This is a genomic window from Rhodococcus sp. NPDC077669 (assembly GCF_040686915.1).
Taxonomy (GTDB): Bacteria; Actinomycetota; Actinomycetes; order Mycobacteriales; family Mycobacteriaceae; genus Rhodococcoides; species Rhodococcoides fascians.
This window is the reverse complement of sequence record NZ_JBFBMD010000002.1, coordinates 298,746-322,634: the sequence shown is the minus strand read 5'-3', so window position 1 is coordinate 322,634 and position 23,889 is coordinate 298,746. Positions and strand designations below refer to the sequence as shown.

21 protein-coding genes are annotated in these 23,889 nt (G+C 65.3%); 18 read left to right on the top strand and 3 right to left on the bottom strand.

Annotated features, from left to right (window positions below):
• Window positions 1–2 precede the first annotated feature (2 nt).
• Window positions 3–527, top strand: a complete 525-nt coding sequence (locus tag AB0P23_RS04045) for a gamma carbonic anhydrase family protein (protein ID WP_032366386.1) — start codon at window positions 3–5, stop codon at window positions 525–527.
• Window positions 524–1,216, top strand: a complete 693-nt coding sequence (locus AB0P23_RS04040; RefSeq protein WP_045841868.1) for a uracil-DNA glycosylase — start codon at window positions 524–526, stop codon at window positions 1,214–1,216. Before AB0P23_RS04045 ends, AB0P23_RS04040 begins: the two co-directional genes overlap by 4 nt.
• 5 nt (window positions 1,217–1,221) lie before the next feature.
• Here AB0P23_RS04040 and AB0P23_RS04035 read toward each other — a convergent pair whose 3' ends face one another.
• Together AB0P23_RS04035 and rpmB are read right to left on the bottom strand one after the other, a co-directional pair.
• Window positions 1,222–2,016 (bottom strand): enoyl-CoA hydratase-related protein, encoded by a 795-nt coding sequence (locus AB0P23_RS04035; RefSeq protein ID WP_363796847.1) that lies wholly within the window; start codon window positions 2,014–2,016, stop codon window positions 1,222–1,224.
• 145 nt (window positions 2,017–2,161) lie between these two features.
• Window positions 2,162–2,353: a 50S ribosomal protein L28 gene (gene rpmB / locus AB0P23_RS04030; RefSeq protein WP_008717389.1), complete on the bottom strand. Its 192-nt coding sequence runs from the start codon at window positions 2,351–2,353 to the stop codon at window positions 2,162–2,164.
• Window positions 2,354–2,636: 283 nt separating this feature from the next.
• On the opposite strand from rpmB, the gene AB0P23_RS04025 reads away from it, so the two are divergent.
• From AB0P23_RS04025 to smc, 14 genes are all read left to right on the top strand, one after another.
• Window positions 2,637–4,304: a DAK2 domain-containing protein gene (locus AB0P23_RS04025; RefSeq protein ID WP_032366388.1), complete on the top strand. Its 1,668-nt coding sequence runs from the start codon at window positions 2,637–2,639 to the stop codon at window positions 4,302–4,304.
• A gap of 14 nt (window positions 4,305–4,318) precedes the next feature.
• Window positions 4,319–6,598 carry an ATP-dependent DNA helicase RecG gene (gene recG / locus AB0P23_RS04020; RefSeq protein ID WP_287451561.1) on the top strand — a complete coding sequence of 760 codons (2,280 nt, stop codon included), beginning with the start codon at window positions 4,319–4,321 and terminating at the stop codon, window positions 6,596–6,598.
• Window positions 6,599–6,708: 110 nt separating this feature from the next.
• Window positions 6,709–10,125: a pyruvate carboxylase gene (locus AB0P23_RS04015; RefSeq protein ID WP_032383422.1), complete on the top strand. Its 3,417-nt coding sequence runs from the start codon at window positions 6,709–6,711 to the stop codon at window positions 10,123–10,125.
• Window positions 10,122–10,694, top strand: a complete 573-nt coding sequence (rsmD, locus tag AB0P23_RS04010) for a 16S rRNA (guanine(966)-N(2))-methyltransferase RsmD (RefSeq protein ID WP_287451559.1) — start codon at window positions 10,122–10,124, stop codon at window positions 10,692–10,694. Before AB0P23_RS04015 ends, rsmD begins: the two co-directional genes overlap by 4 nt.
• Window positions 10,695–10,854: 160 nt before the next feature.
• Window positions 10,855–11,343: a pantetheine-phosphate adenylyltransferase gene (coaD, locus tag AB0P23_RS04005; RefSeq protein WP_032370780.1), complete on the top strand. Its 489-nt coding sequence runs from the start codon at window positions 10,855–10,857 to the stop codon at window positions 11,341–11,343.
• Window positions 11,344–11,494: 151 nt separating this feature from the next.
• Complete coding sequence (locus tag AB0P23_RS04000; protein WP_363796844.1) at window positions 11,495–12,286, top strand: DivIVA domain-containing protein; 792 nt, start codon at window positions 11,495–11,497, stop codon at window positions 12,284–12,286.
• Window positions 12,287–12,377: 91 nt separating this feature from the next.
• Complete coding sequence (locus tag AB0P23_RS03995; protein WP_363796842.1) at window positions 12,378–12,986, top strand: DUF177 domain-containing protein; 609 nt, start codon at window positions 12,378–12,380, stop codon at window positions 12,984–12,986.
• Entirely contained in the window at window positions 12,987–13,169 is a 183-nt protein-coding gene (gene rpmF / locus AB0P23_RS03990; protein WP_032397784.1) for a 50S ribosomal protein L32, read from the top strand. It abuts the gene before it with no gap.
• Window positions 13,170–13,180: 11 nt separating this feature from the next.
• Window positions 13,181–13,978 (top strand): ribonuclease III, encoded by a 798-nt coding sequence (rnc, locus tag AB0P23_RS03985; protein WP_230591199.1) that lies wholly within the window; start codon window positions 13,181–13,183, stop codon window positions 13,976–13,978.
• Window positions 13,978–14,844, top strand: a complete 867-nt coding sequence (gene mutM / locus AB0P23_RS03980; RefSeq protein WP_032372632.1) for a bifunctional DNA-formamidopyrimidine glycosylase/DNA-(apurinic or apyrimidinic site) lyase — start codon at window positions 13,978–13,980, stop codon at window positions 14,842–14,844. Before rnc ends, mutM begins: the two co-directional genes overlap by 1 nt.
• Window positions 14,845–14,893: 49 nt before the next feature.
• Window positions 14,894–15,322 carry an OsmC family protein gene (locus AB0P23_RS03975; RefSeq protein WP_283550154.1) on the top strand — a complete coding sequence of 143 codons (429 nt, stop codon included), beginning with the start codon at window positions 14,894–14,896 and terminating at the stop codon, window positions 15,320–15,322.
• Window positions 15,322–16,218, top strand: a complete 897-nt coding sequence (locus AB0P23_RS03970; RefSeq protein WP_057474107.1) for an SMP-30/gluconolactonase/LRE family protein — start codon at window positions 15,322–15,324, stop codon at window positions 16,216–16,218. The genes AB0P23_RS03975 and AB0P23_RS03970 overlap by 1 nt, the downstream gene beginning before the upstream one ends.
• Entirely contained in the window at window positions 16,215–16,490 is a 276-nt protein-coding gene (locus AB0P23_RS03965; RefSeq protein ID WP_027496676.1) for an acylphosphatase, read from the top strand. The genes AB0P23_RS03970 and AB0P23_RS03965 overlap by 4 nt, the downstream gene beginning before the upstream one ends.
• 59 nt (window positions 16,491–16,549) lie before the next feature.
• The gene (gene smc / locus AB0P23_RS03960) at window positions 16,550–20,224 is read left to right on the top strand and encodes a chromosome segregation protein SMC (RefSeq protein ID WP_032400564.1); all 3,675 of its coding nucleotides are present in this window, start codon (window positions 16,550–16,552) and stop codon (window positions 20,222–20,224) included.
• A 7-nt stretch (window positions 20,225–20,231) separates the two neighbouring features.
• Here smc and AB0P23_RS03955 read toward each other — a convergent pair whose 3' ends face one another.
• Complete coding sequence (locus AB0P23_RS03955; RefSeq protein WP_032383417.1) at window positions 20,232–20,864, bottom strand: MSMEG_1061 family FMN-dependent PPOX-type flavoprotein; 633 nt, start codon at window positions 20,862–20,864, stop codon at window positions 20,232–20,234.
• Between the two features lie 97 nt (window positions 20,865–20,961).
• Here AB0P23_RS03955 and ftsY point away from each other — a divergent pair, with 97 nt between their 5' ends.
• Window positions 20,962–22,338, top strand: a complete 1,377-nt coding sequence (ftsY, locus tag AB0P23_RS03950) for a signal recognition particle-docking protein FtsY (RefSeq protein ID WP_032400565.1) — start codon at window positions 20,962–20,964, stop codon at window positions 22,336–22,338.
• Window positions 22,339–22,539: 201 nt separating this feature from the next.
• Window positions 22,540–23,829 carry an ammonium transporter gene (locus AB0P23_RS03945; protein ID WP_032366395.1) on the top strand — a complete coding sequence of 430 codons (1,290 nt, stop codon included), beginning with the start codon at window positions 22,540–22,542 and terminating at the stop codon, window positions 23,827–23,829.
• The last annotated feature ends 60 nt before the right edge of the window (window positions 23,830–23,889 follow it).

Sequence of the window (23,889 nt, the reverse complement as noted above, 5' to 3'; positions counted from 1 at the left end):
GGATGGCGATCTACGCGCTCGGCGACCGCGAACCCGATATTCACCCGGACGCCTATGTCCATCCCGATGCAGTCGTCATCGGAGCGGTGACCTTGGCGGCGGGGTCGTCGGTGTGGCCGACGGCCGTGCTCCGAGCCGATTACGGCACGATCTCCGTCGGTGCGGGCACCAACATCCAGGACGGGACCGTCATCCACTGCACCCCCATCGACGCGACCGTGATCGGTGCCGGTTGCGTTCTCGGTCACAACGCGCATGTCGAGGGTGCGACCATCGGCGACAACTGCCTCATTGCATCGGGTTCCGTGGTGCTCAACGGCTCGAGGATCGGGGCCGGTTCCATCGTGGGTGCGGGTGCGGTGGTGCCGTTCAAGTTCGTCGTTCCCGAACGCAGCATGGCGCTCGGTGTTCCCGCGAAAATCCGTGAAGGCTTCGAGGTCCCGGAGGGGCACGTCGACATCAACGTGCAGATGTACTCCGCGAACGCCGCGTACTACCGCGACGCGCTGCGCCGGATCGACCGGTGACGGCCCGCCCGCTCGCCGAGAGCGTAGATCCGGGTTGGGCCCGTGCCTTGGCTCCGGTCGAGACGAATGTTGCTGCGATGGGCGACTTTCTGCGAGCCGAGCTCGCCGCCGGAAAGCACTACCTCCCTGCCGGCGAGAACGTTCTGCGTGCTTTTCGGTACCCGTTCGACCGGGTTCGGGTGCTGATCGTCGGCCAGGACCCGTACCCGACCCCGGGTCATGCAGTGGGGCTGAGCTTTTCGGTCGCCCCCGACGTGCGTCCCGTTCCGCGCAGTCTGGCCAACATCTTCAAGGAATATTCGGACGATCTCGGTCTGCCGACGCCCAGCAACGGTGATCTCACGCCGTGGGCGGAGCAGGGTGTGATGCTGCTCAACCGAGTGCTCACGGTCGAACCGTCCGCAGCGGCGTCGCACCGCAAGAAGGGCTGGGAAGCGGTGACGGAGCAGGCAATTCGTGCTCTTGTTGACAGAGCCGAGGATCCCCGGGCTCCTGGCCTGGTGGCGATTCTCTGGGGCCGTGACGCGGCGACGCTCAAACCCATGCTGGGTTCGGTGCCGTACATCGAGTCGGCCCATCCGTCACCGCTGTCCGCATCACGGGGATTCTTCGGATCCAAGCCCTTCAGTCGCGCCAACGAATTGTTGGTCGAGGGCGGAGACGAACCGATCGACTGGACGTTGCCGTGACCGGCTCAGGAAAAATCGGGGCGACGCTTCTCGACGAATGCGTCGACGCCTTCCACTCCTGCAGGTGAGACTGCGGCCGCCGAGATCGAGGCGGCCTCGGCATCCAATTGCTCTGCCAGAGTAGCGGTGTCGGACGCCGCGAGCAGCTTCTTGATTCCTTGATACGCCGAGGTGGGGCCGACGGCGAGGGTTCGGGCCAGTCGTTCGGCCTCGCTGTCGACGAAGTCGTCGCCCACGAGGCGGCTGAGGATTCCGAGGCGCACCGCATCCTCACCGTTGAGAATCGAATCGTTCAACAGGATGTCCATTGCGTGGCCGGATCCGACGATGCGGGGCAGGGTCCAGGACATGCCACCGTCCGGCGTGAATCCGATGGCGGGGTAGGCCGGTCGAAGCTTGGTGGACGGGCCACCGATCGCGATGTCGGTGAGGCAGACCAGGCTCATGCCTGCACCGGCCGCCCAGCCGTGTACACCGGCGACGATGGGGACGGTGACGGCGGCGAGTTCACGAACGAACGCATGGAACGTATCTGCGACGGACCCGACGAAGGCACCGCGATCGTCGGCACCGGCGAAATCGCGCACATTGCCGCCGGCGCAGAAGTTCGGCCCGCGGCCGATGAGCAGGACGCTTCCTACAGATGTGGCACCGGTGTTCACCTCGTGCAGTGCCAGCGTTCCCGAGGTGATGCCGTCCAGGTCGAGAGAGGAACCGCCCGCCTCGGTGGCGACGACGATGTGCAGCACTCCGTCTTCGATGCTGACCTTGCTCGAGCTTTCGCTGTCCGAATGAGTCACGTTCGGCACTCTATCGGACGTCCAACTGTTTGCCCGAATGTGCAGGAACATCGACAGACAACTGTGCCCCGCATCCGAGTGGATGCGGGGCACAGTTCTCGCACGCGGTCGAGGCCGTGGAGGAAATCGAAGAGCGGGGCCGAAATCAGCCCCGAACCACCTTGCCTGCCTTCAAGCAGGAGGTGCACACGTTCATGCGCTTGGAGTTGCCAGGCGCAACCTGAGCGTGAACGGTCTGAATGTTCGGGTTCCAACGACGGTTGGTCCGTCGGTGCGAGTGCGAGACCGACTTACCGAAGCCGGGCCCCTTGGCGCATACGTCGCAGACGGCAGCCATAGTCGCGAACTCCTTGTTAGATGTTGAGCGTTACATGTGGTCGAAGACATCGAAACGAACTACGAGCAGATGCAAGGATTGCAATGCGTGAAGATCGCCTCGAGGCAACCCTGCAAGAATAGCGGCGTCCCACCCAATCACCAAACCGCCACCGCAGACGAGGTGTACCGGCTCACGCGCGCCGCGCTGACGATTCTGCCCGACTAAGCTTCGGGCACTGTCCGCGGCCGACATCGTCGGGCCCGGGCGCAGGTACGGACGGAACGCAGGGGAGGCGCTCGAGGTGGTCGACGTACTCGAATCCATCGATGCCTCGGGCCTGCGCCGGTGGGCCTATCGCTGTGTGGATTCCCTCACTGCTCGGTGCGACGAGATCGACGCACTGAACGTCTTCCCGATTCCGGACTCCGATACCGGCACCAACCTGATGTTCACGTTCCGCGCTGCGGTCGAGTCCATGCGCAGTGCCGGGCCGGCCGCAGGCGCGGGTGCGATCGGACGGGCTCTGGCGGTGGGAGCCGTATCGGGCGCGCGAGGAAATTCCGGGGTCATCGTCTCGCAACTCCTGCGCGCCGTGGGTGAGGCCGCAGCCGACGGTCCGCTGGACACCGTGTCGATCCAGGCGATGTTGCGGCGTGCACGAGTTCTGGTGGCGGGCGCGGTCAGTGTCCCCGCCGAGGGCACCATGCTCACGGTGCTCGAAGCCGCTGCTCACGAGGCCGCTGCCCACGACGCGAACGTCGATCTGGCCACGCTGGTGGTCGATATCGCGGAGGCCACCGCTCGCGCTCTCGATCGCACGACGGACCAACTCGCACCGTTGCGAGAGGCGGGCGTCGTGGATGCGGGGGCGCTGGGGTTGTCTGTGATTTTCGACGCGTTGGTCGAAGTCGTGACCGGCCGCACCCCGCCGAGGCGACGCTATCGCCGTCCTCAGGACCACGAACGGGTGATCGAAGTCGGTGTTTCGAACGCACCCGGAGCCTCCGACGGGGCAGCGACCCGCTCGCAGTCCCGGCCGCTCGGCTACGAGGTTCTCTACGTCGTACCCGGCATCGACGACACCCGCGCGGCAGCGCTGCGTGCAGCGCTGTCGGACCTCGGCGATTCGGTCGTGGTTGCCGGAGACGGCTCCGGGGCGTACTCCGCTCATGTGCACACCACCGACCCGGGCGGTGCCGTCGAGTGCGGGATCGCGGCGGGAAGCATTCGAGGAGTACGCATCTCGTGTTTCGGACTGGCCGAGTACTCCGTCGACGCGAACGTCGGTGAGCACGAGCCCGAGGCTATGTCGGTGGGTCGCGATATTTTGGCCCTGGTCGCCGGTGACGGTGCCGCGGCTCTCTACGTACAGGAAGGTGCGACGGTGGTGCGATGCGACGAGCCCATCGATTCGTCGGTGTTGCATCGCGCCATCGTGGGCATGAAGCACCGCGAGGTTCTGGTGCTGCCGAACGGGGCGCTGTCCGCTCAGGAGCTCGTTGCCGTCGGTGCTGCGGCCAGGGCCGACGGTAAGGACGTGTCGATGTTGCCGTGCTCGGCGATGGTGCAGGGGTTGGCTGCGCTTGCAGTGCACGACGCGGCCAGAGCAGCCGTCGACGATGCGTTCGCGATGTCCGATGCTGCAGCGGGGACGAGGTGGGGTTCGTTGCGCATCGCCGAGCAACGCTCGCTGACCTGGGTCGGCATGTGCGAGCCGGGTGACTGTCTCGGTCTGGCCGGGCAGGAAGTGGTGATCGTTGCCGAGCATCCGCTCGATGCCGGATGCAGACTGCTGGACCAGCTGTTGGCCACCGGCGGTGAGATGGTGACGGTCTTGCTCGGGGCGCTGGCTCCTGCGGATCTCGGAGGTCGGCTCGCCGACTATGTGGCGGGTGCGCATCCCGGCGTCGACGTGGTGGTCTACCCGGGCGGGCAGCCCGGGGATCTCGTGCAATTCGGAGTGGAATAGGGAATCTCGGAACTATGGCAACGCTGGTGGATCGGCTCGACGATGTCCTCGGAGCGGCGGCTGCGGCACCGCTGGCCGAGGTGTTCGGCATCCATACCGTAGAAGACCTGCTGCGGCACTACCCGCATCGCTACATGACGCACGGTTCCGAGCTCGGCGAGAAGGAACCCCCCGAGGGGGAACACATCACCATCGTCGCCACCGTGGAATCGGCCACCCTGCGTTCGATGAAGAACCGCAACGGTCAATTCCTTGCCGTCACCCTTGCGGCCGACGGGCAGCGGATCGAAGCCACGTTCTTCAGCCCGCACAAGCTCAAACACGTGGTCGTGCCCGGGCGGCGGGGCATGTTCTCGGGCAAGGTCAAGTATTTCGGTCGGCGGTGGAATCTCACCCACCCCAGTTACGTGATCCTCGGGGGCGACGACAACGACGGGGCCATCGTCCCCGCGGGTCGCATCGTCGGCGGTGGCACGCTGGCCGGCCTGGCGCGTGGCTCGGTCGATTCGTCCGGAGCCGTCGACATGTCGGTGTTCGACCGCGCCTTCGTCCCTATCTATCCCGCGGCGAAAGATGTCGAGAGCTGGACATTCATGCGTTGCGTCCGGCAGGTACTCGACCAGCTGGACGACGTGGTCGATCCGCTCCCGGAGTCGGTGCGCCGCGAGCGTGGCCTCATCGACATCGACGCCGCGCTGCGTTCGGTCCACTTTCCCGATACTGCGGCGGACAAGGACGCCGCCCGGGAACGATTGAAGTTCGATGAGGCATTGGCTGTTCAATTGGTACTCGCGGACCGACGACGCGACGCGTCCGACCGGGTAGCCGCGCGGTGCCCACCGATCACCGACGGCATCGCGGCGGAGTTCGATCGCCGGCTGCCGTTCGAGTTGACGGTCGGTCAGCACCAGGTTGCTGCGGAGATCGCCAACGACCTGTCGGGTCCGCATCCGATGTCGCGTCTGTTGCAGGGCGAGGTCGGCTCGGGTAAGACCATTGTCGCGTTGCGTGCCATGCTGCAGGTGATCGACGCCGGACACCAGTGCGCACTGTTGGCACCGACGGAAGTGCTTGCCTCCCAACATGCGCGATCGATTCGATCGATGCTCGGCACGCTGGCCGCCGGTGGCGAGCTGGGATCGCACGAGCTGGCCACCAAGGTGGCTCTGCTGACGGGGTCGATGTCCACTGCGGCAAAGCGATCGGCCCTGCTCGATGCCGTGACAGGTGATGCCGGGATCGTCATCGGCACCCACGCTCTCATCGAGGATCGGGTCGAGTTTCTCGACCTCGCGATGGTCGTCGTGGACGAGCAGCACAGATTCGGTGTGGAGCAGCGAGATGCCTTGCGCGCGAAGGCTCGTGGAAACACCAGCCCGCATCTCCTCGTGATGACGGCGACACCGATTCCGCGCACGATCGCGATGTCGACACTGGGGGACCTGGAGACGTCGGTACTGACGGAGCTTCCGCGCGGCAGGTCGCCGATCGTCAGCAACGTCGTCCCGGCCAGATCCAAACCGGGATGGGTGGATCGAGCCTGGCAACGGATTCACGAGGAGGTCGCGGCCGGCCGACAGGCCTACGTGGTCTGTTCTCGTATCGGTGACGGCGATGATGCGGACACGGGCAAGAAGAGCGGAGCGGCGAAGAAGGCTGCGCCGAAAGTGGAGGACGGGCCGGAGACGACGGCTGCCGTGGATCTCTACGAGACGCTCTCCGCCGGGCCGATGGCCGATCTGCGTGTGGGGCTGCTGCACGGTCGACTGTCCGGTGACGACAAGGACATCACCATGTCGGAATTCAACGCGGGTGAGATCGACGTGCTCGTCTGCACGACGGTGGTCGAGGTGGGCGTGGATGTACCCAATGCCACGGTCATGGTGATCATGGATGCCGACCGCTTCGGCGTCAGCCAGCTCCACCAGTTGCGCGGCCGAATCGGCCGCGGCGGCCATCAGGGGCTGTGCATCATGATCAGCTGGCTCAGTCCGGGAGGTGGGTCGTTCGCTCGGCTCGAGGCTGTGGCCGCCACCAACGACGGGTTCGAGCTCGCCAAACTGGACCTGGCGACCCGCCGAGAAGGTGACGTGTTGGGAGCCGCGCAGTCGGGCACGGTGACCGGACTTCGGTTGCTCTCGTTCATCGACGACGAGGACATCATTTCCGACGCCCAGGATTGTGCCCGGTCGTTGTTCGCGTGGGACCCGTCTCTGGCCGACAATCCCGGCATCGCGTCGATGATGCGTTCGGCGTGGCGATCCGACAGAATCGACTACCTCGACAAGTCCTGACCCCGTCGCAGTCCGCACTGCACCGTTTCAGTAGCCGAAATTGAACAAAAGTTCCCGCATCGTGGGATCAGTACGCCTCCGGGGCTGTGTCTGCCGGGTAAGTTGAGCCAATGTTCTCCAAAGTTTTGGTTGCCAACCGCGGCGAGATCGCTATCCGCGCCTTCCGTGCGTCCTACGAACTCGGTGCCTCGACGGTGGCGGTGTTCCCGTTCGAGGATCGAAACTCGGTGCACCGAACGAAGGCCGACGAGGCTTATCAGATCGGGGAGAAGGGCCATCCCGTTCGGGCGTATCTCTCGGTAGACGAGATCGTCGCCGCCGCCAAGCGCAGCGGTGCCGATGCTGTGTACCCCGGCTACGGATTCCTTTCCGAGAACCCGGATCTCGCCGCCGCGTGTGTGGAGGCGGGCATCACGTTCGTCGGGCCCTCCGCCGATGTCCTCGAGCTGACCGGTAACAAGGCGCGTGCGATCGCCGCTGCGAAGGCCGCGGGACTACCGGTGTTGGCGTCGTCGGAACCGTCGTCCGATATCGACGAATTGGTCGCGGCATCGGAGTCCATGACATTCCCGCTGTTCGTCAAGGCCGTGGCAGGTGGCGGTGGTCGCGGAATGCGCCGCGTGGCCGAGCCCGAGCAGCTACGCGAGTCCATCGAAGCTGCTGCGCGCGAAGCGGAGTCGGCGTTCGGCGATGCGACCGTGTTCCTCGAGCAGGCAGTGATCGACCCCCGTCATATCGAGGTACAGATTCTTGCCGACGGCCAAGGAAACGTCGTCCATCTCTTCGAGCGCGATTGCAGTGTGCAGCGTCGACACCAAAAGGTGATCGAGTTGGCACCGGCACCCAACCTACCTCAGGAACTACGCGAGAAGATCTGCGCGGACGCCGTGGCGTTCGCCAAGCAGATCGGCTATTCCTGCGCCGGTACCGTCGAGTTCCTTCTCGATACCCGCGGCAATCACGTCTTCATCGAGATGAATCCGCGAATTCAGGTGGAGCACACAGTCACCGAAGAAGTGACCGATGTAGACCTGGTGCAGTCGCAGCTGCGTATCGCCTCCGGTGAGACGTTGGCGGACCTGGGATTGCAGCAGGAGAACATCGTGTTGCGCGGTGCAGCGTTGCAATGCCGCATCACCACCGAGGATCCCGCCAACGGATTCCGGCCCGACGTCGGCCGCATCACTGCCTACCGCACCCCGGGCGGTGCCGGCGTGCGCCTCGACGGTGGCACGACGTTGGGTGCCGAGGTCGGTGCCTACTTCGACTCGATGCTCGTCAAGCTCACCTGTCGCGGCCGTGATTTCGACACTGCCGTGGCGCGTGCCCGACGTGCGGTGGCGGAGTTCAGAATTCGCGGTGTCGCGACGAACATCCCGTTCCTGCAGGCGGTTCTGGTCGACCCCGATTTCACCGCAGGACGCGTCACCACCTCCTTCATCGAGGAACGTCCGGAACTGCTGACGTCGCGTTCCTCGGGTGACCGTGGCACCAAAATTCTGACCTACCTGGCCGACGTGACGGTCAACAAGCCGCACGGGGAACGTCCCTCGCCGGTGTACCCGCACGACAAGCTGCCCGAGGTCGACTTCTCGGCTCCCATTCCCGACGGCTCCCGGCAACGGCTGCTGGCGCTCGGGCCGGAGGGGTTCGCCCGCGATCTGCGCAATCAGAAGGCGCTCGGTGTCACCGACACCACGTTCCGTGATGCCCATCAGTCGTTGTTGGCAACGCGTGTGCGCACCAGTGGTCTGCTCGGCGTAGCGCCGTACGTGGCGCGAACGACGCCGCAGTTGCTCTCGATCGAGGCCTGGGGAGGGGCGACGTACGACGTGGCGTTGCGCTTCCTGCACGAGGATCCGTGGGAGCGGTTGGCGAGCCTGCGAGAAGCCGTGCCCAACATCGCGATTCAGATGTTGCTGCGCGGCAGGAACACCGTCGGATACACCCCGTACCCGGAGAAGGTCACCCGTAGCTTCGTCGCCGAGGCCACCGACACCGGAATCGACATCTTCCGTATCTTCGATGCGCTCAACAACGTCGATCAGATGCGTCCGGCGATCGATGCAGTGCGCGAAACCGGTACGGCCATCGCAGAAGTGGCACTGAGTTACACCGGCGACCTGTCGAATCCGAACGAGAACCTGTACACGCTCGACTACTACCTGAAGTTGGCCGAGCAGATCGTCGATGCCGGCGCGCACGTGCTGGCCATCAAGGACATGGCGGGTCTGTTGCGTGCCCCCGCGGCCAAGACGCTGGTGACGGCGTTGCGGTCCAACTTCGACCTGCCGGTGCACGTGCACACCCACGACACTCCCGGCGGACAGCTCGCTACCTACCTTGCGGCCTGGGAAGCCGGAGCCGACGCGGTCGACGGTGCCTGTGCTGCGATGGCAGGAACCACCAGTCAGCCCGCGCTGTCGGCGATCGTCGCCGCGGCTGCGCACACCGAGCGCGACACCGGGCTGGATCTGCAGGCCGTCTGCGATCTCGAGCCGTACTGGGAGGCCGTGCGAAAGGTGTACGCGCCCTTCGAGTCCGGGCTACCTGCACCGACCGGTCGCGTGTACACCCACGAGATTCCGGGCGGCCAGCTGTCGAACCTACGCCAACAGGCCATTTCGCTCGGTCTCGGAGATCGCTTCGAGACGGTCGAAGCCAATTACGCTGCGGCCGACCGCATGTTGGGTCGATTGACCAAGGTGACGCCGAGCTCGAAGGTCGTCGGCGATCTGGCTCTTGCGCTCGTGGGTGCGAATGCGTCCGCCGAGGAATTCGCCGAGGACCCCAGCCGGTACGACATTCCCGATTCCGTTGTCGGGTTCCTACGCGGCGATCTCGGAACACCCGCCGGCGGCTGGCCCGAGCCGCTGCGCACCAAGGCGCTCGAAGGCCGTGGTGCGGGCAAGCCGGTGACGCCGCTGACCGACGAGGACGAGAAGAACCTCGACGGGACGTCGGCACAACGCCGTACCACTCTGAATCGGTTGCTCTTCCCCGGCCCCACAGCGGAACTCGAAGCTCATCGAGAGAAGTACGGCGACACGACCCGACTGTCGGCCAACCAGTTCTTCTACGGTCTGCGTCAGGGCGAGGAGCATCGAGTCACGCTCGAGAAGGGCGTCGAACTGCTCATCGGTCTCGAAGCGATCTCCGACCCGGACGAACGCGGTATGCGCACCGTCATGTGCATCCTGAACGGGCAGCTACGTCCGGTGTCGGTGCGCGACCGGTCCATCGCGAGCGAAGCACCCACGGTCGAGAAGGCAGACCGCTCCAACTCCGGACACATTCCGGCTCCGTTCGCCGGGGTGGTCACGCTGGCAGTCGAGGAGGGCCAGAAGATTTCGGCCGGCGACACCATTGCCACGATCGAAGCGATGAAGATGGAGGCAGCGATCACGGCACCGCGGGGCGGCTCGGTCACCCGTCTGGCGATCTCGGGCGTTCAGCAGGTGGAGGGCGGCGATCTGCTCGTCGTCATCGGTGGGGGGTCGACGGGCGAAGAGGCCGGGAGCGAATGACCCGGATCGTCGCGGGCGTTGCCGGGGGTCGTCGATTGGCGGTCCCCGGCCAAGGCACCCGGCCCACGTCGGAGCGGGTTAGAGAGGCACTGTTCAGTGCGCTCGAAAGTCGGATGGAGCTCGACGGGGCCGCGGTGTTGGATCTGTTCGCAGGGTCGGGTGCGCTCGGACTCGAAGCACTCTCACGTGGGGCCGCGTCGGCGGTGCTGGTCGAATCCGACGCACGGGCGGCCGCGGTAGTGCGCAAGAACATCGAATCGGTCGGCCTGACCGGAGCTTCGGTCAAATGCGCGCCGGTGGCCTCGGTCCTGGCCGGCACCGCCGACGCGTCCTACGACCTGGTGTTGGCAGATCCGCCGTACGCCGTCACGGATACCGCCATGGCCGGCCTCCTCGAGCGGCTCGTGAGCGGGGGATGGCTCTCGGTCGACGCGGTGGTCGTGCTCGAACGGTCGTCGCGTTCGCCGGAGACCGTATGGCCGACTGGGCTCGTGCCGGAGAAGTCCAAGAAGTACGGCGAGAGCCGAATCGAGATCGCAATCCGGTCAGGAGTGGAGCCAGCGGAATGACCGAAGTGGTCAGGAGTGGAGCCTGCGGAATGACCGAAGTGGTCAGGAGTGGAGCCTGCGGAATGACCGAAGTGGTCAGGAGTGGAGCCTGCGGAATGACCGGGTTGGGTCAGGAGTGGAGCCTGCGGAATGAGCTGTCTGAGCTGATAGGTTCGCGGGCATGACTGGCGCACTGTGTCCTGGATCCTTCGACCCGGTGACCATCGGTCACCTGGATATCTTCGAGCGCGCGGCGGCCGCCTTCGACGAGGTGGTGGTGACGGTGATGGTGAACAAGAGCAAGAAGGGCATGTTCAGCGTCGAGGAGCGGATCGAGATGCTCGAGGTCGCGACCGAGCATCTGCCTAACGTTCGGGTCGGTTCGTGGTATGGCCTGCTGGTCGATTACGCACGGCAAGAGGGCTTTTCGGCGATCGTGAAGGGTCTTCGGAGTGCTGTCGACTTCGATTACGAGTTGCAGATGGCGCAGATGAACCGGACGCTGACCGGAGTGGACACGGTGTTCCTCCCTGCGAATCCGGCGCACAGTTTTCTGTCGAGCTCGTTGGTCAAGGAGGTGGCCACGTTCGGGGGAGACGTCACCGGTATGTTGCCGCCGTTCGTGCAGGACCGGTTGATGTCGCGTATCGCCGAGCGTGCAACCCAATAGTTCGATGGCCCAGTAGTTCGAAAGGGCGACACACCGGGTGGGTATAGCGCAGACCGGCGTATCGGCGGGCAGACTGAGCAGCGAAGAACTGTGGGTGTCGTCTGCGGAGCAGATGCGTTCGCGGTGGCAGATTCGACGATTGGGGTAACCGGTGTACCGCGTATTCGAGGCGCTCGACGAGCTCGTCGCCATTGTCGAGGAGGCGCGCGGCGTTCCGATGACTGCCGGGTGCGTCGTCCCTCGCGGCGATGTCCTGGAACTGCTCGACGACGTCCGTGACGCCATACCCGGCGAGCTCGACGATGCGCAGGACGTGTTGGATCATCGCGACAAGCTGGTGGGTGACGCGCGGGCGACGGCGGAGAAGACCGTCACCAGTGCGAACGCCGAAGCTCAGGACACGGTGGAGAACGCACGCGACTCGGCGGACCGCATTCTCGCCGACGCCAAAGCCCAGGCCGATCGCATGGTGTCCGAAGCGTCGGCGCATGCCGATCAGCTCGTGGCCGATGCCGAAGCCGAGGCCGAGCGAACGGTGCTCGAAGGCCAGCGTGAGTACGAGGCGCTGACCGTTCGCGCTCGCACCGAGGCCGATCGGATGATCGAGTCCGGTACGGCGTCGTACGAGCGGTCGGTCGCAGACGGCATCGCCGAACAGAACCGGCTCGTCTCGGAGACGGAGGTCGTTCAGGCGGCCCACGCCGAGTCGGCTCGGGTGATCGACAGCGCGCACGCCGAATCCGATCGGATGCGCAGCGAGTGCGACGTCTACGTCGACACCAAGCTCGCAGAGTTCGAGGAGTTCCTCAGCGGCACCATTCGGTCGGTGGGTGGCGGTCGGCAGCAGTTGCGCACCGGCTCGGGCGTCCCGGACTACGGCAACGAACCGTACGGTGACACCTCCTACGGAAGTGCAGATCAGGGACGTCGTAGTCGGCACTGACCCGTCACGATTTGCTCACGTATGCGCAGATGCGTATCGTTGTGTGGTTGCTTACCGACAGTAGGCACACCGACAGTAAGGAAGATCAGCCGTGCCCCCGCCCAAAAGAACGACGCGTCCCGAACTGGACGCAGGATTCGTTCTGGACATTCTCAACCTCGGTCGTCGACCCGGGTCGACGAAAACCATCGAGCGGACGGTTCCGGCTCCTTCCCGAATCGGCCTCGATGCCATCGCCATCGAAGCCGGTGTACCGGTTTCGCTCGATCTGCAGTTGCAGGCGGTATCCGAGGGCGTTCTCGTCACCGGTTCCGTGCGAGCTGCCACGGCCGGTGAGTGCACGCGCTGCCTCGACCCGGTCACTGGCAATGTCGACGTCTACCTCACCGAGCTGTTCGCTTACCCGAACAGCATCACCGAGGAGACGACGGATGCGGACGAGATTCACCGCATCGTCGACGACCTGATAGATCTCGAACCCGTCATCGTCGACGCGGTCGGTCTGGAGCTTCCACTCCACCCCGTCTGCAGTGACGAGTGCGAGGGATTGTGCCCAGAATGCGGCGTTCGCCTGGCGATTGCTGAATCCGGCCACAGTCACGATACAATTGATTCTCGCTGGGCTGGACTTGCAGCCAAATTTGGCGTGGATTCAGAACCGAGCACAGAACTTGTGAACAACGAAGCCGAGGAGAAGTAAGTGGCTGTCCCGAAGCGCAAAATGTCGCGTTCCAACACGAGGTCGCGTCGTGCACAGTGGAAAACCACTGCGCCCACCCTCGTGACGTGCCCCAACCGTGGTTGCGGCGAGAAGACGCTGCCCCACATCGCGTGCCCTTCGTGCGGTACCTACAAGGGCCGCCAGGTCGTCGCAGCGGTCTGATTCCCGCTCAGGTGACAAACGAAGTAGTGGACCGACACAACGGCGGGCCACAGAACAATAGCTCCACTGCCGTCAGCGGCGGGGACGACCGAGAGTCGCTCCTCGCCGCTATCGGTGTTTCTCTGTCCGAACCCTTGTTGACCCTCGCTCTGACGCACCGGTCGTTCGCCTACGAGCACGGTGGTCTGCCGACCAACGAACGGCTCGAGTTCTTGGGCGACTCCGTGCTCGGCTTGGCGGTCACCGAGCACCTGTACGCGGTGCACCCCACCAAGTCCGAAGGTCAGCTGGCCAAGATCAGAGCCAGTGTGGTCAACATGCATGCGCTCGCCGAGGTGGCTCGTGATCTCGGTGACGGCGGCCTCGGTCGTCATCTGTTGCTGGGTAAGGGCGAAGAGCAGACCGGCGGGCGCGACAAGCCCAGCATCTTGGCCGACGGTATGGAGTCCTTGCTGGGTGCCATCCATCTGCAACACGGAATCGATGTTGCCCGCACCGTGGTTCTGACACTGTTCGCCGGCTTGCTCGATCGGGCTCCCAAGCTCGGTGCGGGTCTGGATTGGAAGACCAGCCTGCAGGAGTTGACTGCGGAACGTGCATTGGGTGTCCCCGCGTACGAGATCTCGTCCACCGGACCCGACCACGACAAGGAATTCACGGCCACTGTGCTCGTCGGCGGATTCCCGCGCGGCGTCGGGGTGGGCCGATCGAAGAAGGAAGCCGAGCAGAAGGCTGCCAGCACGGCGTGGAACTCGTTGTCGGACAACGAGACTCCTGTCGTTGCCGACTCCGCATCCGACTCTTCCTGATGCCCGAACTGCCTGAGGTCGAGGTGGTCCGGCTCGGCCTGGAATCCCACGTGGTCGGCAAGACGGTGCGCTCGGTGGAGGTGCTGCACCCTCGCGCCGTACGGCGGCACGACCTCGGCGGCCTCGATCTGATCGGCCAATTGCAGGGCCAGCGCATCGCCTCGGCCCAGCGGCGTGGCAAGTATCTGTGGCTGGTGATGGAACCCGGAGATTTCGCGACCGTCGTCCACCTGGGTATGAGCGGGCAAATGCTCGTGCAGCCTCCCACTGTCCCGGACGAGAAGCACCTGAGAATTCGAGCTCGCCTGGACGACGGCAGCGACCTCCGCTTCGTCGACCAACGGACCTTCGGCGGTTGGGCACTCGCTCCGATCGTGACGGTGAACGGAACCCAGGTACCCGAACCGGTCGCGCACATCGCCCGCGATCCTATCGACCCACTGTTCGATGCCGAATCGGTGGTGAACGTGTTGCGCGGCAAGCACACCGAGATCAAGCGGGCACTGCTCGACCAGACCGTGCTGTCCGGTGTCGGCAACATATACGCAGACGAAGCGTTGTGGCGCGCGAAGATTCACGGCAATCGAATCGCAGAAACACTGACGCGTCCCGCGCTGCGGCGTCTGCTGACCGGGGTCCACGCGGTGATGGGGGAGGCCCTCGCTCAAGGCGGAACCTCCTTCGATGCGCTGTACGTCAACGTCAACGGGCAGTCCGGCTACTTCGACAGGTCGCTCGATGCCTACGGGCAGGAAGGACTGCCCTGTTCGAGGTGCGGCGCACCGATCCGGCGCGAAAAATTCATGAACCGCTCCTCGTTCAGCTGCCCCACCTGCCAGCCGCGGCCGCGACACCTCCGGACCTGACCTCATTCCGCAGGCTCCACTCCTGAACCGCCCGCCTAGTATTTCGGTCATGGCAGAACAGAGCACGCCGACCAACCTCTGGGTCGAGCGCACAGGCACACGTCGATACACCGGTCGCAGTTCGCGGGGAGCCGAGGTGCTCATCGGGTCCGAATCGGTCGAGGGTGTTTTCACTCCGGGGGAGCTGCTCAAGATCGCCCTCGCGGCGTGCACGGGCATGAGCTCCGACGTCCCGCTCTCTCGTCGACTCGGTGACGACTACTCCGCCACCGTCGAGGTGTCCGGGGCCGCCGACCGCGAGAACGAGCTCTATCCCGAGTTGAACGAGATCCTTCGAGTCGACCTCGGCGCGATGGACCCCGAGGCGCAGCAACGCCTGCTGACCGTCGTCGAGCGTGCCATCGACAAGGTGTGCACGGTCGGGCGGACCTTGAAGGCCGGAACGACGATCAACCTGGACATCGACGTGGACGCCTGATGAAGTCTCGGGCGATCCTCACTGCGGCGTTGCTCTGCGGCGCGTCGATCGCCGCGGCCCCGGCCGCACAGGCGTCGAGTGCGTGTACTCCGTGGTCGGTGAGCACAGTGGCGTCGGGATTCGGGATGCTCGAGAATCTGGAGTTCGACGGCCGCGGCTCGATGATCGTTTCCGAGACGTCGCCGATCGGACCGGGTGCTCTACGTAGCGTCGCGCCGAACGGAGACCGGGGCACTCTGGTGTCGGGCGTCGAGTCACCCGGCGGCTTGGTGCGGGACGGAGACACCCTGTACTTCACCACCGGAAACAGTGCGGCCGCAGGACTTTTCGATTCCTCGACCGGAACGATCGACGCGCTCGATCTCGATACCGGTGGTCGCTCGACGTACGCGTCGGGCCTGGCGATGCCCAACGGACTGGCGAGATCGGAGACGGGTGATCTCTTCACCACCCGTAATCTGGGTGTCGCTGCAGGCCTGAGCCGGATCGCGACCGATCGCACCGTGTCGACGGTACGTACGGATCTGGGGTCTGCCAACGGGATTGCGATTGCGCGCGGAAAGATCTACGTGGGCAACACGTTCGATGTCGAGCCCGTCGTGTACGTCCTCGACGAGCAGGATCCGTCCGGTTCGGTCTCGCGTGTTCGCGTCGACGGATTCGGACCACTCACCATGTCGGACGACCTGACCGTGGGTGTCGACGGAATGATCTATCTCGCACAGAATCTCGCGGGACGAGTTATTCGCATCGACCCGACGTCGGGGTCGTCGTGTGCCGTGGCGACAGGTGTGCCGCTGACATCCGCGGTCGCGTTCGGCGGGGTGGGATTCGACCCGACGTCGTTGTACGCAACGAGTTTCGACGGATCCGTCCGAGAGTTGAGCCCGGCATGAACGACGAGCGTCTGACGGCGTGGGTGCACGGCCTGGTGCAGGGCGTCGGGTTTCGGTGGTGGACTCGATCGCGTGCTCTCGAACTCGGTCTCGTCGGTCATGCGACCAACCACGCCGACGGACGGGTGCTGGTGATCGCCGAGGGACCGCGCGATCGTCTCGACGCGCTTCTCGAACTGCTACGCGGCGGTGGAACCCCCGGCACGGTGACGCTCGTCGTCGAGAGTTGGGGGTCGGCCCGCGGTGATCTGAGCGGTTTCGTCGAGCGCTGACCTGCACTACCGGAGGCTGGGCGCGCGGGTGGGCACCTGGCCGGTAAAGTACGGACGCTATGTATCTGAAGAGTCTGACGCTCAAGGGCTTCAAGTCCTTCGCTTCGGCGACGACTCTTCGATTCGAGCCCGGTATCACCTGCGTGGTCGGACCGAACGGCTCCGGTAAATCGAATGTCGTGGACGCTCTGACCTGGGTGATGGGCGAGCAGGGTGCCAAAGCCCTGCGCGGCGGCAAGATGGAAGACGTCATCTTCGCGGGAACCTCGGGTCGAGCGCCGCTGGGTCGGGCCGAGGTGACGCTGACGATCGACAACTCCGACGGAGCGCTGCCGATCGACTACTCCGAGGTATCGATCACCCGCCGCATGTTTCGCGATGGTGCGGGCGAGTACGAAATCAACGGAAGCTCCTGCCGTTTGATGGACGTCCAGGAGCTGCTGAGCGACTCCGGTATCGGGCGCGAGATGCACGTGATCGTCGGGCAGGGCCGGCTGGCGGCGATTCTCGAATCCCGCCCAGAGGACCGGCGAGCATTCATCGAGGAAGCTGCCGGCGTTCTCAAGCACCGCAAACGCAAGGAAAAGGCGGTCCGCAAACTCGACGCGATGCAGGCCAATCTCGCGCGACTGACCGATCTGACGACCGAACTGCGTCGGCAACTCAAGCCGTTGGGTCGGCAGGCCGAGGTCGCACGTCGAGCGCAGACGGTGCAGGCAGACCTGCGCGACGCCCGCCTCCGGCTGGCGGCAGACGATTTGGTGGCCAGGCGAGAAGAATTCGCCAACCAGACGCAGGACGAGGAAGCGGCTCGCGAGCAGTATGCGATGGTGCAGGACGCCCTCGAGGCGGGGACCGTAGCCCTCGCCGAACACGAGCAAGCCGTGGCTCGCCTGACGCCCAGCGCCGAAGCCGCCGGGCAGACGTGGTTTCGACTTTCCGCGCTGGCCGAACGAGTCAACGCGACTGTTCGCATCGCGCACGAGCGGGCCCGGCACCTCGACTCCGTGCAGAGCGCCGGTCGAGGGCAGGACCCAGACGAGCTGGAGGCACAAGCCGAGCGGGTTGCCGAAGAAGAGATGGAACTCGTCGAAGCCGTGGAGATGGCGCGGGAAACCCTCGAAGCGGCCCGCGAACAGTTGGCCGAACGAGAGTCGGCGGCTGCGGCCGCGGAACGGGCGCACCTGGCGGCCGTGCGTGCGGTGGCCGATCGCAGGGAGGGCTTTGCACGCTTGTCCGGGCGGGTCGATACTTTCCGGACCAAGGTCGAATCGATCGACGCCGAGGTGGCACGCCTGTCGGTGGCCATCGACGAGGCCCGTGAACGGGGCGAGGCGGCCCAGCGCGAGTTCGAGAGCGTGCAGGACCAGGTCGGTACCCTCGACGCCAGCGAACTGAGCTTGGACACCCACTACGAGCGCGCAGTGGCTGCGCTACGTCATGCCGATGCGCGTGTCTCGGAATTGCAGGCAGAGGAACGCACCGCGGGTAAGCGGGTGGCGTCCTTCGAAGCGAGGATCGAGGCGCTGACGATGGGCCTCGAACGAAAAGACGGTGCCGGCTGGTTGGTGGAGAACGAACAGGACGGACTGTCGGGACTGCTGGCCGGGCACCTGACGGTCGAGCCGGGATACGAGATCGCGGTCGCAGTCGCGATGGGACCGGCGGCCGACGCTGCCCATGCAGAGTCCTTCGCCGCTGCCCGCGATGCAGTCCTGGCGCTCCGCGCCGCGGACGGTGGTCGCGCAGCCATAGTGCACAGCAGTTCCGTTGCAGTGCAACCACTCTCACGTCCCGAACTTCCTGATGGCGCGCGGTGGGTGCTCGATCTCATCGACTACCCGGACCGCCTGGCCGGTGCCATGACGGCATTGCTCGACGGCGTGGTCGCCGTCGACTCGCTCGACACCGCGCACCGACTCGTCTCCGACAACGGCCGACTGCGCGCGGTGACCAAGGACGGCGACGTCGTAGAACCCGGGTGGGTGACCGGAGGATCGGACCGACGGCCCAGCACGCTCGAAGTGCAATCCGCCATCGACACCTCGACCGTCGAGCTGGCTGCGGCCGTGCGCCGGGCCGAGGAACTCGATGCTGCGCTCTCTGGTGCACTCGCGGAACAGCGCGACCGACGTGAATCGGCGGAGCAGGCTCTGGCTGCCCTCAACGAATCCGATGCCGCTATGGCAGCTGTGTACGAGCAGCTGGGCAGGCTCGGTCAATTGGCGCGGTCTGCTCATGCCGAGTCGGCACGGTTGACGACGCAGCGTGATTCGGCAGAGACGAGTCGCGAGGAAGCGGTCGCTCGGCTGGCCGAGCTCGAAGACAGCCTGCGATCCGCCGAGGACGAACAATCCGGGTTCGTGGGAGACGGTGAGAGCGGCGACGCGGCCACCACGATGGAGCGTGAAATGGCGGCGGCCGCGCTCACCGAGGTTCGCGCCGTGGAAGTCGAAGCTCGGCTGAACGTGCGCACCGCGGAGGAGCGTGCGCAGTCGGTCCGGGGACGGGCAGATTCGCTACGCCGGGCGGCGCGAGCCGAGCGGGAGGCCAGAGCCAGGGCCGAGAGGGAGAGCGCGGCTCGGCGTCATGCTGCCGCGGTCGCTGCCGCAGTGGCGGAGTCGGGTGAAGAGCTCGCGACTCGTCTCGGGGCGGTCGTCGCTGCTGCCGCACGACGGCGCGACGAGCTCTCGGCCGAACGGACAACGCGCACAGCCGAACTCGACACGGTGAAGGAGCAGGTTCGGGCACTGCAGGGACAGTTGGCCTCGATCACCGACGCGGTGCACCGCGACGAGGTGGCGCGTGCCCAGGCCGCTCTGCGCATCGAGCAACTCGAGACGACCATTCTCGAACAGCACGGGATCGGGCTCGACGATCTGGTGGCGGAATACGGCCCCGACGTCCCGCTGCCTCCGACCGAACTCGAAATGGCCGAGTACGAGGCGGCCAAGGAACGCGGTGAGCAGGTGGTGGCACCCGCCCCGATGCCGTTCGACCGCGCCACTCAGCAGGCGCGTGTCAAACGCGCCGAACGGGATCTGGCCACGCTCGGCAAGGTGAACCCGCTGGCTCTGGAAGAGTTCGCGGCACTGGAAGAGCGATACAACTTTCTGTCCACCCAGCTCGAGGACGTCAAGTCCGCGCGCAAGGACCTGCTCGGGGTCGTCGCCGACGTGGACGACCGCATCCTGCAGGTGTTCACCGAGGCCTGGCTGGACGTCGAGCGTGAATTCACCGGTGTCTTCGCCAAACTGTTCCCCGGGGGCGAGGGACGGCTGATTCTGACCGACCCGTCGGACATGCTCACCACCGGAATCGAAGTGGAAGCACGGCCGCCCGGCAAGAAGGTCAAGCGGCTGTCGCTGCTGTCCGGCGGCGAGAAGTCGCTGACGGCCGTTGCGATGCTCGTGGCGATCTTCCGTGCTCGACCGTCGCCGTTCTACGTGATGGACGAGGTCGAAGCAGCGCTGGACGACACCAACCTGCGGCGACTCATCGGTTTGTTCGAGCAACTCCGCGAGAAGTCGCAACTGATCGTCATCACGCACCAGAAGCCGACGATGGAAGTGGCCGACGCCCTCTACGGCGTCAGTATGCGCGGTGACGGCATCACCACCGTCATCTCGCAGCGGCTCAATCGCGAGCGCGTCGCCGTCGATGCAGTCGAACCTGCCGTCGAGGCCGCCGAACCGGACGTGTCGGTGCCCAGCGACACCGATTCCGCGACGTGAGGCTGCGCTACTTCTCGGGGTAGAGCTGCTCGGCGTAGGAGGGCCCGTAGTACTCGCGGAGTTCTTCCACCGTTTCGGGTGCCTGCGGAATCAACGCTTTCGTCAAGGACGCGACATCGGGAATGGAGTCCGCATCCCACGTGTCCGGCTGCCACAACTTGGACCGCATGAATGCCTTGGCGCAGTGGTGGAACACCTGCTCGATGTCGACGACGAGGCACATGATGGGTCGGTGGCCCTTGACCTGCAGTTCGTCGAAGAACGGTGCGTCGGTCACCAGCGACGCGCGACCGTTGATGCGCAGGGTGTCGCCGCGCCCCGGCACGAAGAAGTTCAGGCCGACGAACGGATTCTCGAGAATGTTGCGGTAGCCGTCCATTCGACGATTACCGGGCCGTTCGGCCAGTGCGATCGTGGCCTCGTCGACGACGTGGACCAGGCTGCCGGGCGGATCACCCTTGGGGGAGACGTCGCACCGCCCGCTCGCGTCCGAGGTTCCCATCAGGCAGAAAGGCGAGGCCGCGAGCCAGTGCACGTCGAGTGGATGCAGGGTCCGGCGATCCTTGTTGGCCGCCCGGAAGCTGGGTTCGCCGAACATGGCGGTCAGTTGGTCGGCGTCGCGCACCGCGGTCCACGTCATGGCGACGATGCTATCGACACGACCCGGACGGCGGACAGTCCATTTCGGCGATGCACCACCGATGCGCTCGGTCGTGACCACCTGAGAGGATGGTCACGTGAGTAATCAAGCGTGGATCATCGTCGCGGCGATCGCTGCCGTCCTGCTCGTCGTCCTCGTCGCCGGGTTCGTTCTGTCCCGTCGCCGGAGAGTGTCCCTCAAGTCGGACGAGGCCGCCCGAATCGAGGACGCGGCCACCAAGGACAGATCCGGTGGCTACACCGCCGGCAGCGGTTTCTCGTTCAGTCAGGGCACTGCGACCGCCGAGCCCGTCCCGCCTGCCCCGAAGCCCGTCCCGCCTGCCCCGAAGCCTGTCGAGACCTTCCCGGTCGAGCCGACGCCGGTGCCACCCACCCACACTCGGGACGAGCCGGAGGTCCTCGACCCCGAGGTTCCGGTCGTCGAGCCTCAGGTGCCGGTTGTCGAGCCCGCCGAGCCGGCCGAGCCCACCGCGCCTGCGGTGCCGGAACCCGCCCCGGACGCCGAGGCACCTGCTCCTCGACTGGACACCATCGATCCGACCGAAGGTCGGTTGGACCGTCTTCGTGGACGTCTGGCTCGTTCCCAGTCCGCGGTGGGCAAGTCCCTGCTCGGATTGCTCGGCGGCGGAGACCTGGACGAGGACTCCTGGGAAGAAGTCGAGGACACGCTGCTGATCGCCGACATCGGCTCGGCCACGACGACGGAGATCATGCGCACGCTGCGCGAGCAGATGGCAGCTCGCAGTATTCGTACCGAAGCCGATGCGCGAGCCTTGCTGCGGGAAATTCTGGTGGCGCAACTGCATCCGGAGTTCGATCGTTCGATTCGCGCGCTTCCGCACGACGGCGCGCCTGCGGTGTTGTTGGTCGTCGGAGTCAACGGCACCGGCAAGACCACGACCACCGGCAAGCTCGCCCGTGTCCTGGTCGCGGACGGCCGGCGAGTGCTCCTCGGTGCGGCCGACACGTTCCGCGCTGCTGCCGCGGATCAGCTGCAGACCTGGGCCGAGCGAGTCGGTGCCGAAGTGGTGCGCGGTAAGGAAGCCGCCGACCCGGCCGCCGTTGCCTTCGACGCGGTGAGCAAGGGAATCGAGAACGGAGTCGACGTGGTGCTGGTCGACACCGCAGGTCGCCTGCATACGAAGTCCGGTCTGATGGACGAGCTGAGCAAGGTCAAGCGCGTCATCGAGAAGCGGGCCCACGTCGACGACGTGCTGCTCGTTCTGGATGCGACGGTCGGCCAGAACGGACTGACTCAGGCGCGCGTCTTCGCCGAGATCGTGGACATCACCGGTGTCGTGCTGACCAAGCTCGACGGAACCGCGAAGGGCGGCATCGTTTTTCAGGTACAGCGGGAACTCGGGGTACCCGTCAAGCTCGTCGGTCTCGGCGAAGGTGCCGACGATCTGGCTCCGTTCGAGCCAGGGGCGTTCGTCGACGCACTGCTCGGTTGATCGACCTCGCCGGGCTCCGGCGAACCGGGTAAAAAGCACAAACGCCAGCACGAAACCTTTTAGCAACAGAATTCGGTCATGCGTTCACATGCCCGAAACACCCGAGTGTCACGGATGAAACTTCGTGAAACCACTCTTCTTGCGTAACGGCGCGCCAACCGGTGTGCAGGAGAATGGAGGGTGTACGTGAGTCCCGAGGATATGTTGGCCAACTCCGGCAACGCCGCGTGGATGCTGATGGCAGCATCGCTGGTACTGCTGATGACGCCGGGCTTGGCGTTCTTCTACGGCGGTATGTCGCAGTCGAAGTCCGTGTTGAACATGATGATGATGTCGTTCGGAGCTATGGCCGTCGTCTCGATCATCTACTTCCTGTGGGGATGGTCGATGTCCTACGGCACCCAGGACATCGGCGGTGTCTTCGCCAACCCGTTCGAGTTCTTCGGACTCAAGGATTCGATCACCGACGCGGACGGCAACTACATCGCCGGCGCATGGGGTTACGCCAACGTCATCGACGTAGCGTTCCAGGTCACGTTCGCCATCATCACGGTCGCCCTGATCAGCGGCTCGATCGCCGGTCGAGTCAAGTACGGCACCTGGCTCGCCTTCGCAGGAATCTGGGTCACCCTCGCGTACTTCCCGCTGGCACACATGGTCTGGGGCGGTGGACTGCTGTCGGGCTCCGAGAAGGGCTTGGCTGCAAAGATTTTCGGAACGATGGTCAACGACGACGGTGACACCGTCGCCAACGTCGCACCGATCGACTTCGCCGGTGGAACCGTCGTGCACATCAACGCCGGTATCGCAGGCCTGATCCTGGCGATCATCATCGGCAAGCGAGCCGGATTCGGCAAGGTCGCCTACCGTCCGCACAACCTCCCGTTCGTCATGCTCGGCGCAGCGCTGCTGTGGTTCGGCTGGTTCGGATTCAACGCCGGTTCGGCATTCGCCGCCGACGGCATCGCAGGCGTGGCCTGGGTCAACACCACCGCGGCCACCGCAGCGGCCATCGCAGGCTGGCTCATCACCGAGCGCATCCGCGACGGACACGCAACCAGCCTCGGTGCCGCATCGGGCATCGTCGCAGGTCTGGTCGCCATCACCCCGGCCGCCGGTGCGCTCACCCCGGTCGGAGCCATGATCCTCGGCGTCATCGCCGGCGTGCTGTCGGCTCTCGCCGTCGGACTGAAGTTCAAGTTCGGTTACGACGACTCGCTCGACGTCGTCGGCGTCCACCTGGTCGCAGGCCTGTGGGGCACCATCGGAATCGGCTTCCTCGGATCCGAGACCGGCCTGTTCTACGGTGGTGACTACAAGCAGCTCGTCGTGCAGATCGTCATCGCGTTGTTCGCATTGGTCTTCACCGCAATCGTGACCGCGGTCATCGCCTTCGCTCTGAAGCCGCTGGGCTGGCGCGTGACGGACGAGGAAGAGGCGAACGGCATCGACGAGGCCGAGCACGCCGAGACTGCATATGATTTCGCCTGACAAGGTAGAGATAGAGATGAACGCTGCACCGTACGACAACGGGCACTCGAGGTCTTGTGA

Excerpts from the sequence above, each read along its gene's own strand:
- AB0P23_RS03970 (WP_057474107.1), top strand. The coding sequence starts at position 15,322 with ATGAAGTCTCGGGCGATCCTCACTGCGGCGTTGCTCTGCGGCGCGTCG.
- AB0P23_RS04045 (WP_032366386.1), top strand. The coding sequence starts at position 3 with ATGGCGATCTACGCGCTCGGCGACCGCGAACCCGATATTCACCCGGAC.
- rpmB (WP_008717389.1), bottom strand. The coding sequence starts at position 2,353 with ATGGCTGCCGTCTGCGACGTATGCGCCAAGGGGCCCGGCTTCGGTAAG.
- coaD (WP_032370780.1), top strand. The coding sequence starts at position 10,855 with ATGACTGGCGCACTGTGTCCTGGATCCTTCGACCCGGTGACCATCGGT.
- recG (WP_287451561.1), top strand. The coding sequence starts at position 4,319 with ATGGCAACGCTGGTGGATCGGCTCGACGATGTCCTCGGAGCGGCGGCT.
- AB0P23_RS03975 (WP_283550154.1), top strand. The coding sequence starts at position 14,894 with ATGGCAGAACAGAGCACGCCGACCAACCTCTGGGTCGAGCGCACAGGC.
- rsmD (WP_287451559.1), top strand. The coding sequence starts at position 10,122 with ATGACCCGGATCGTCGCGGGCGTTGCCGGGGGTCGTCGATTGGCGGTC.
- AB0P23_RS03965 (WP_027496676.1), top strand. The coding sequence starts at position 16,215 with ATGAACGACGAGCGTCTGACGGCGTGGGTGCACGGCCTGGTGCAGGGC.
- mutM (WP_032372632.1), top strand. The coding sequence starts at position 13,978 with ATGCCCGAACTGCCTGAGGTCGAGGTGGTCCGGCTCGGCCTGGAATCC.
- smc (WP_032400564.1), top strand. The coding sequence starts at position 16,550 with ATGTATCTGAAGAGTCTGACGCTCAAGGGCTTCAAGTCCTTCGCTTCG.
- AB0P23_RS04015 (WP_032383422.1), top strand. The coding sequence starts at position 6,709 with ATGTTCTCCAAAGTTTTGGTTGCCAACCGCGGCGAGATCGCTATCCGC.
- AB0P23_RS03955 (WP_032383417.1), bottom strand. The coding sequence starts at position 20,864 with ATGACGTGGACCGCGGTGCGCGACGCCGACCAACTGACCGCCATGTTC.
- AB0P23_RS03945 (WP_032366395.1), top strand. The coding sequence starts at position 22,540 with ATGTTGGCCAACTCCGGCAACGCCGCGTGGATGCTGATGGCAGCATCG.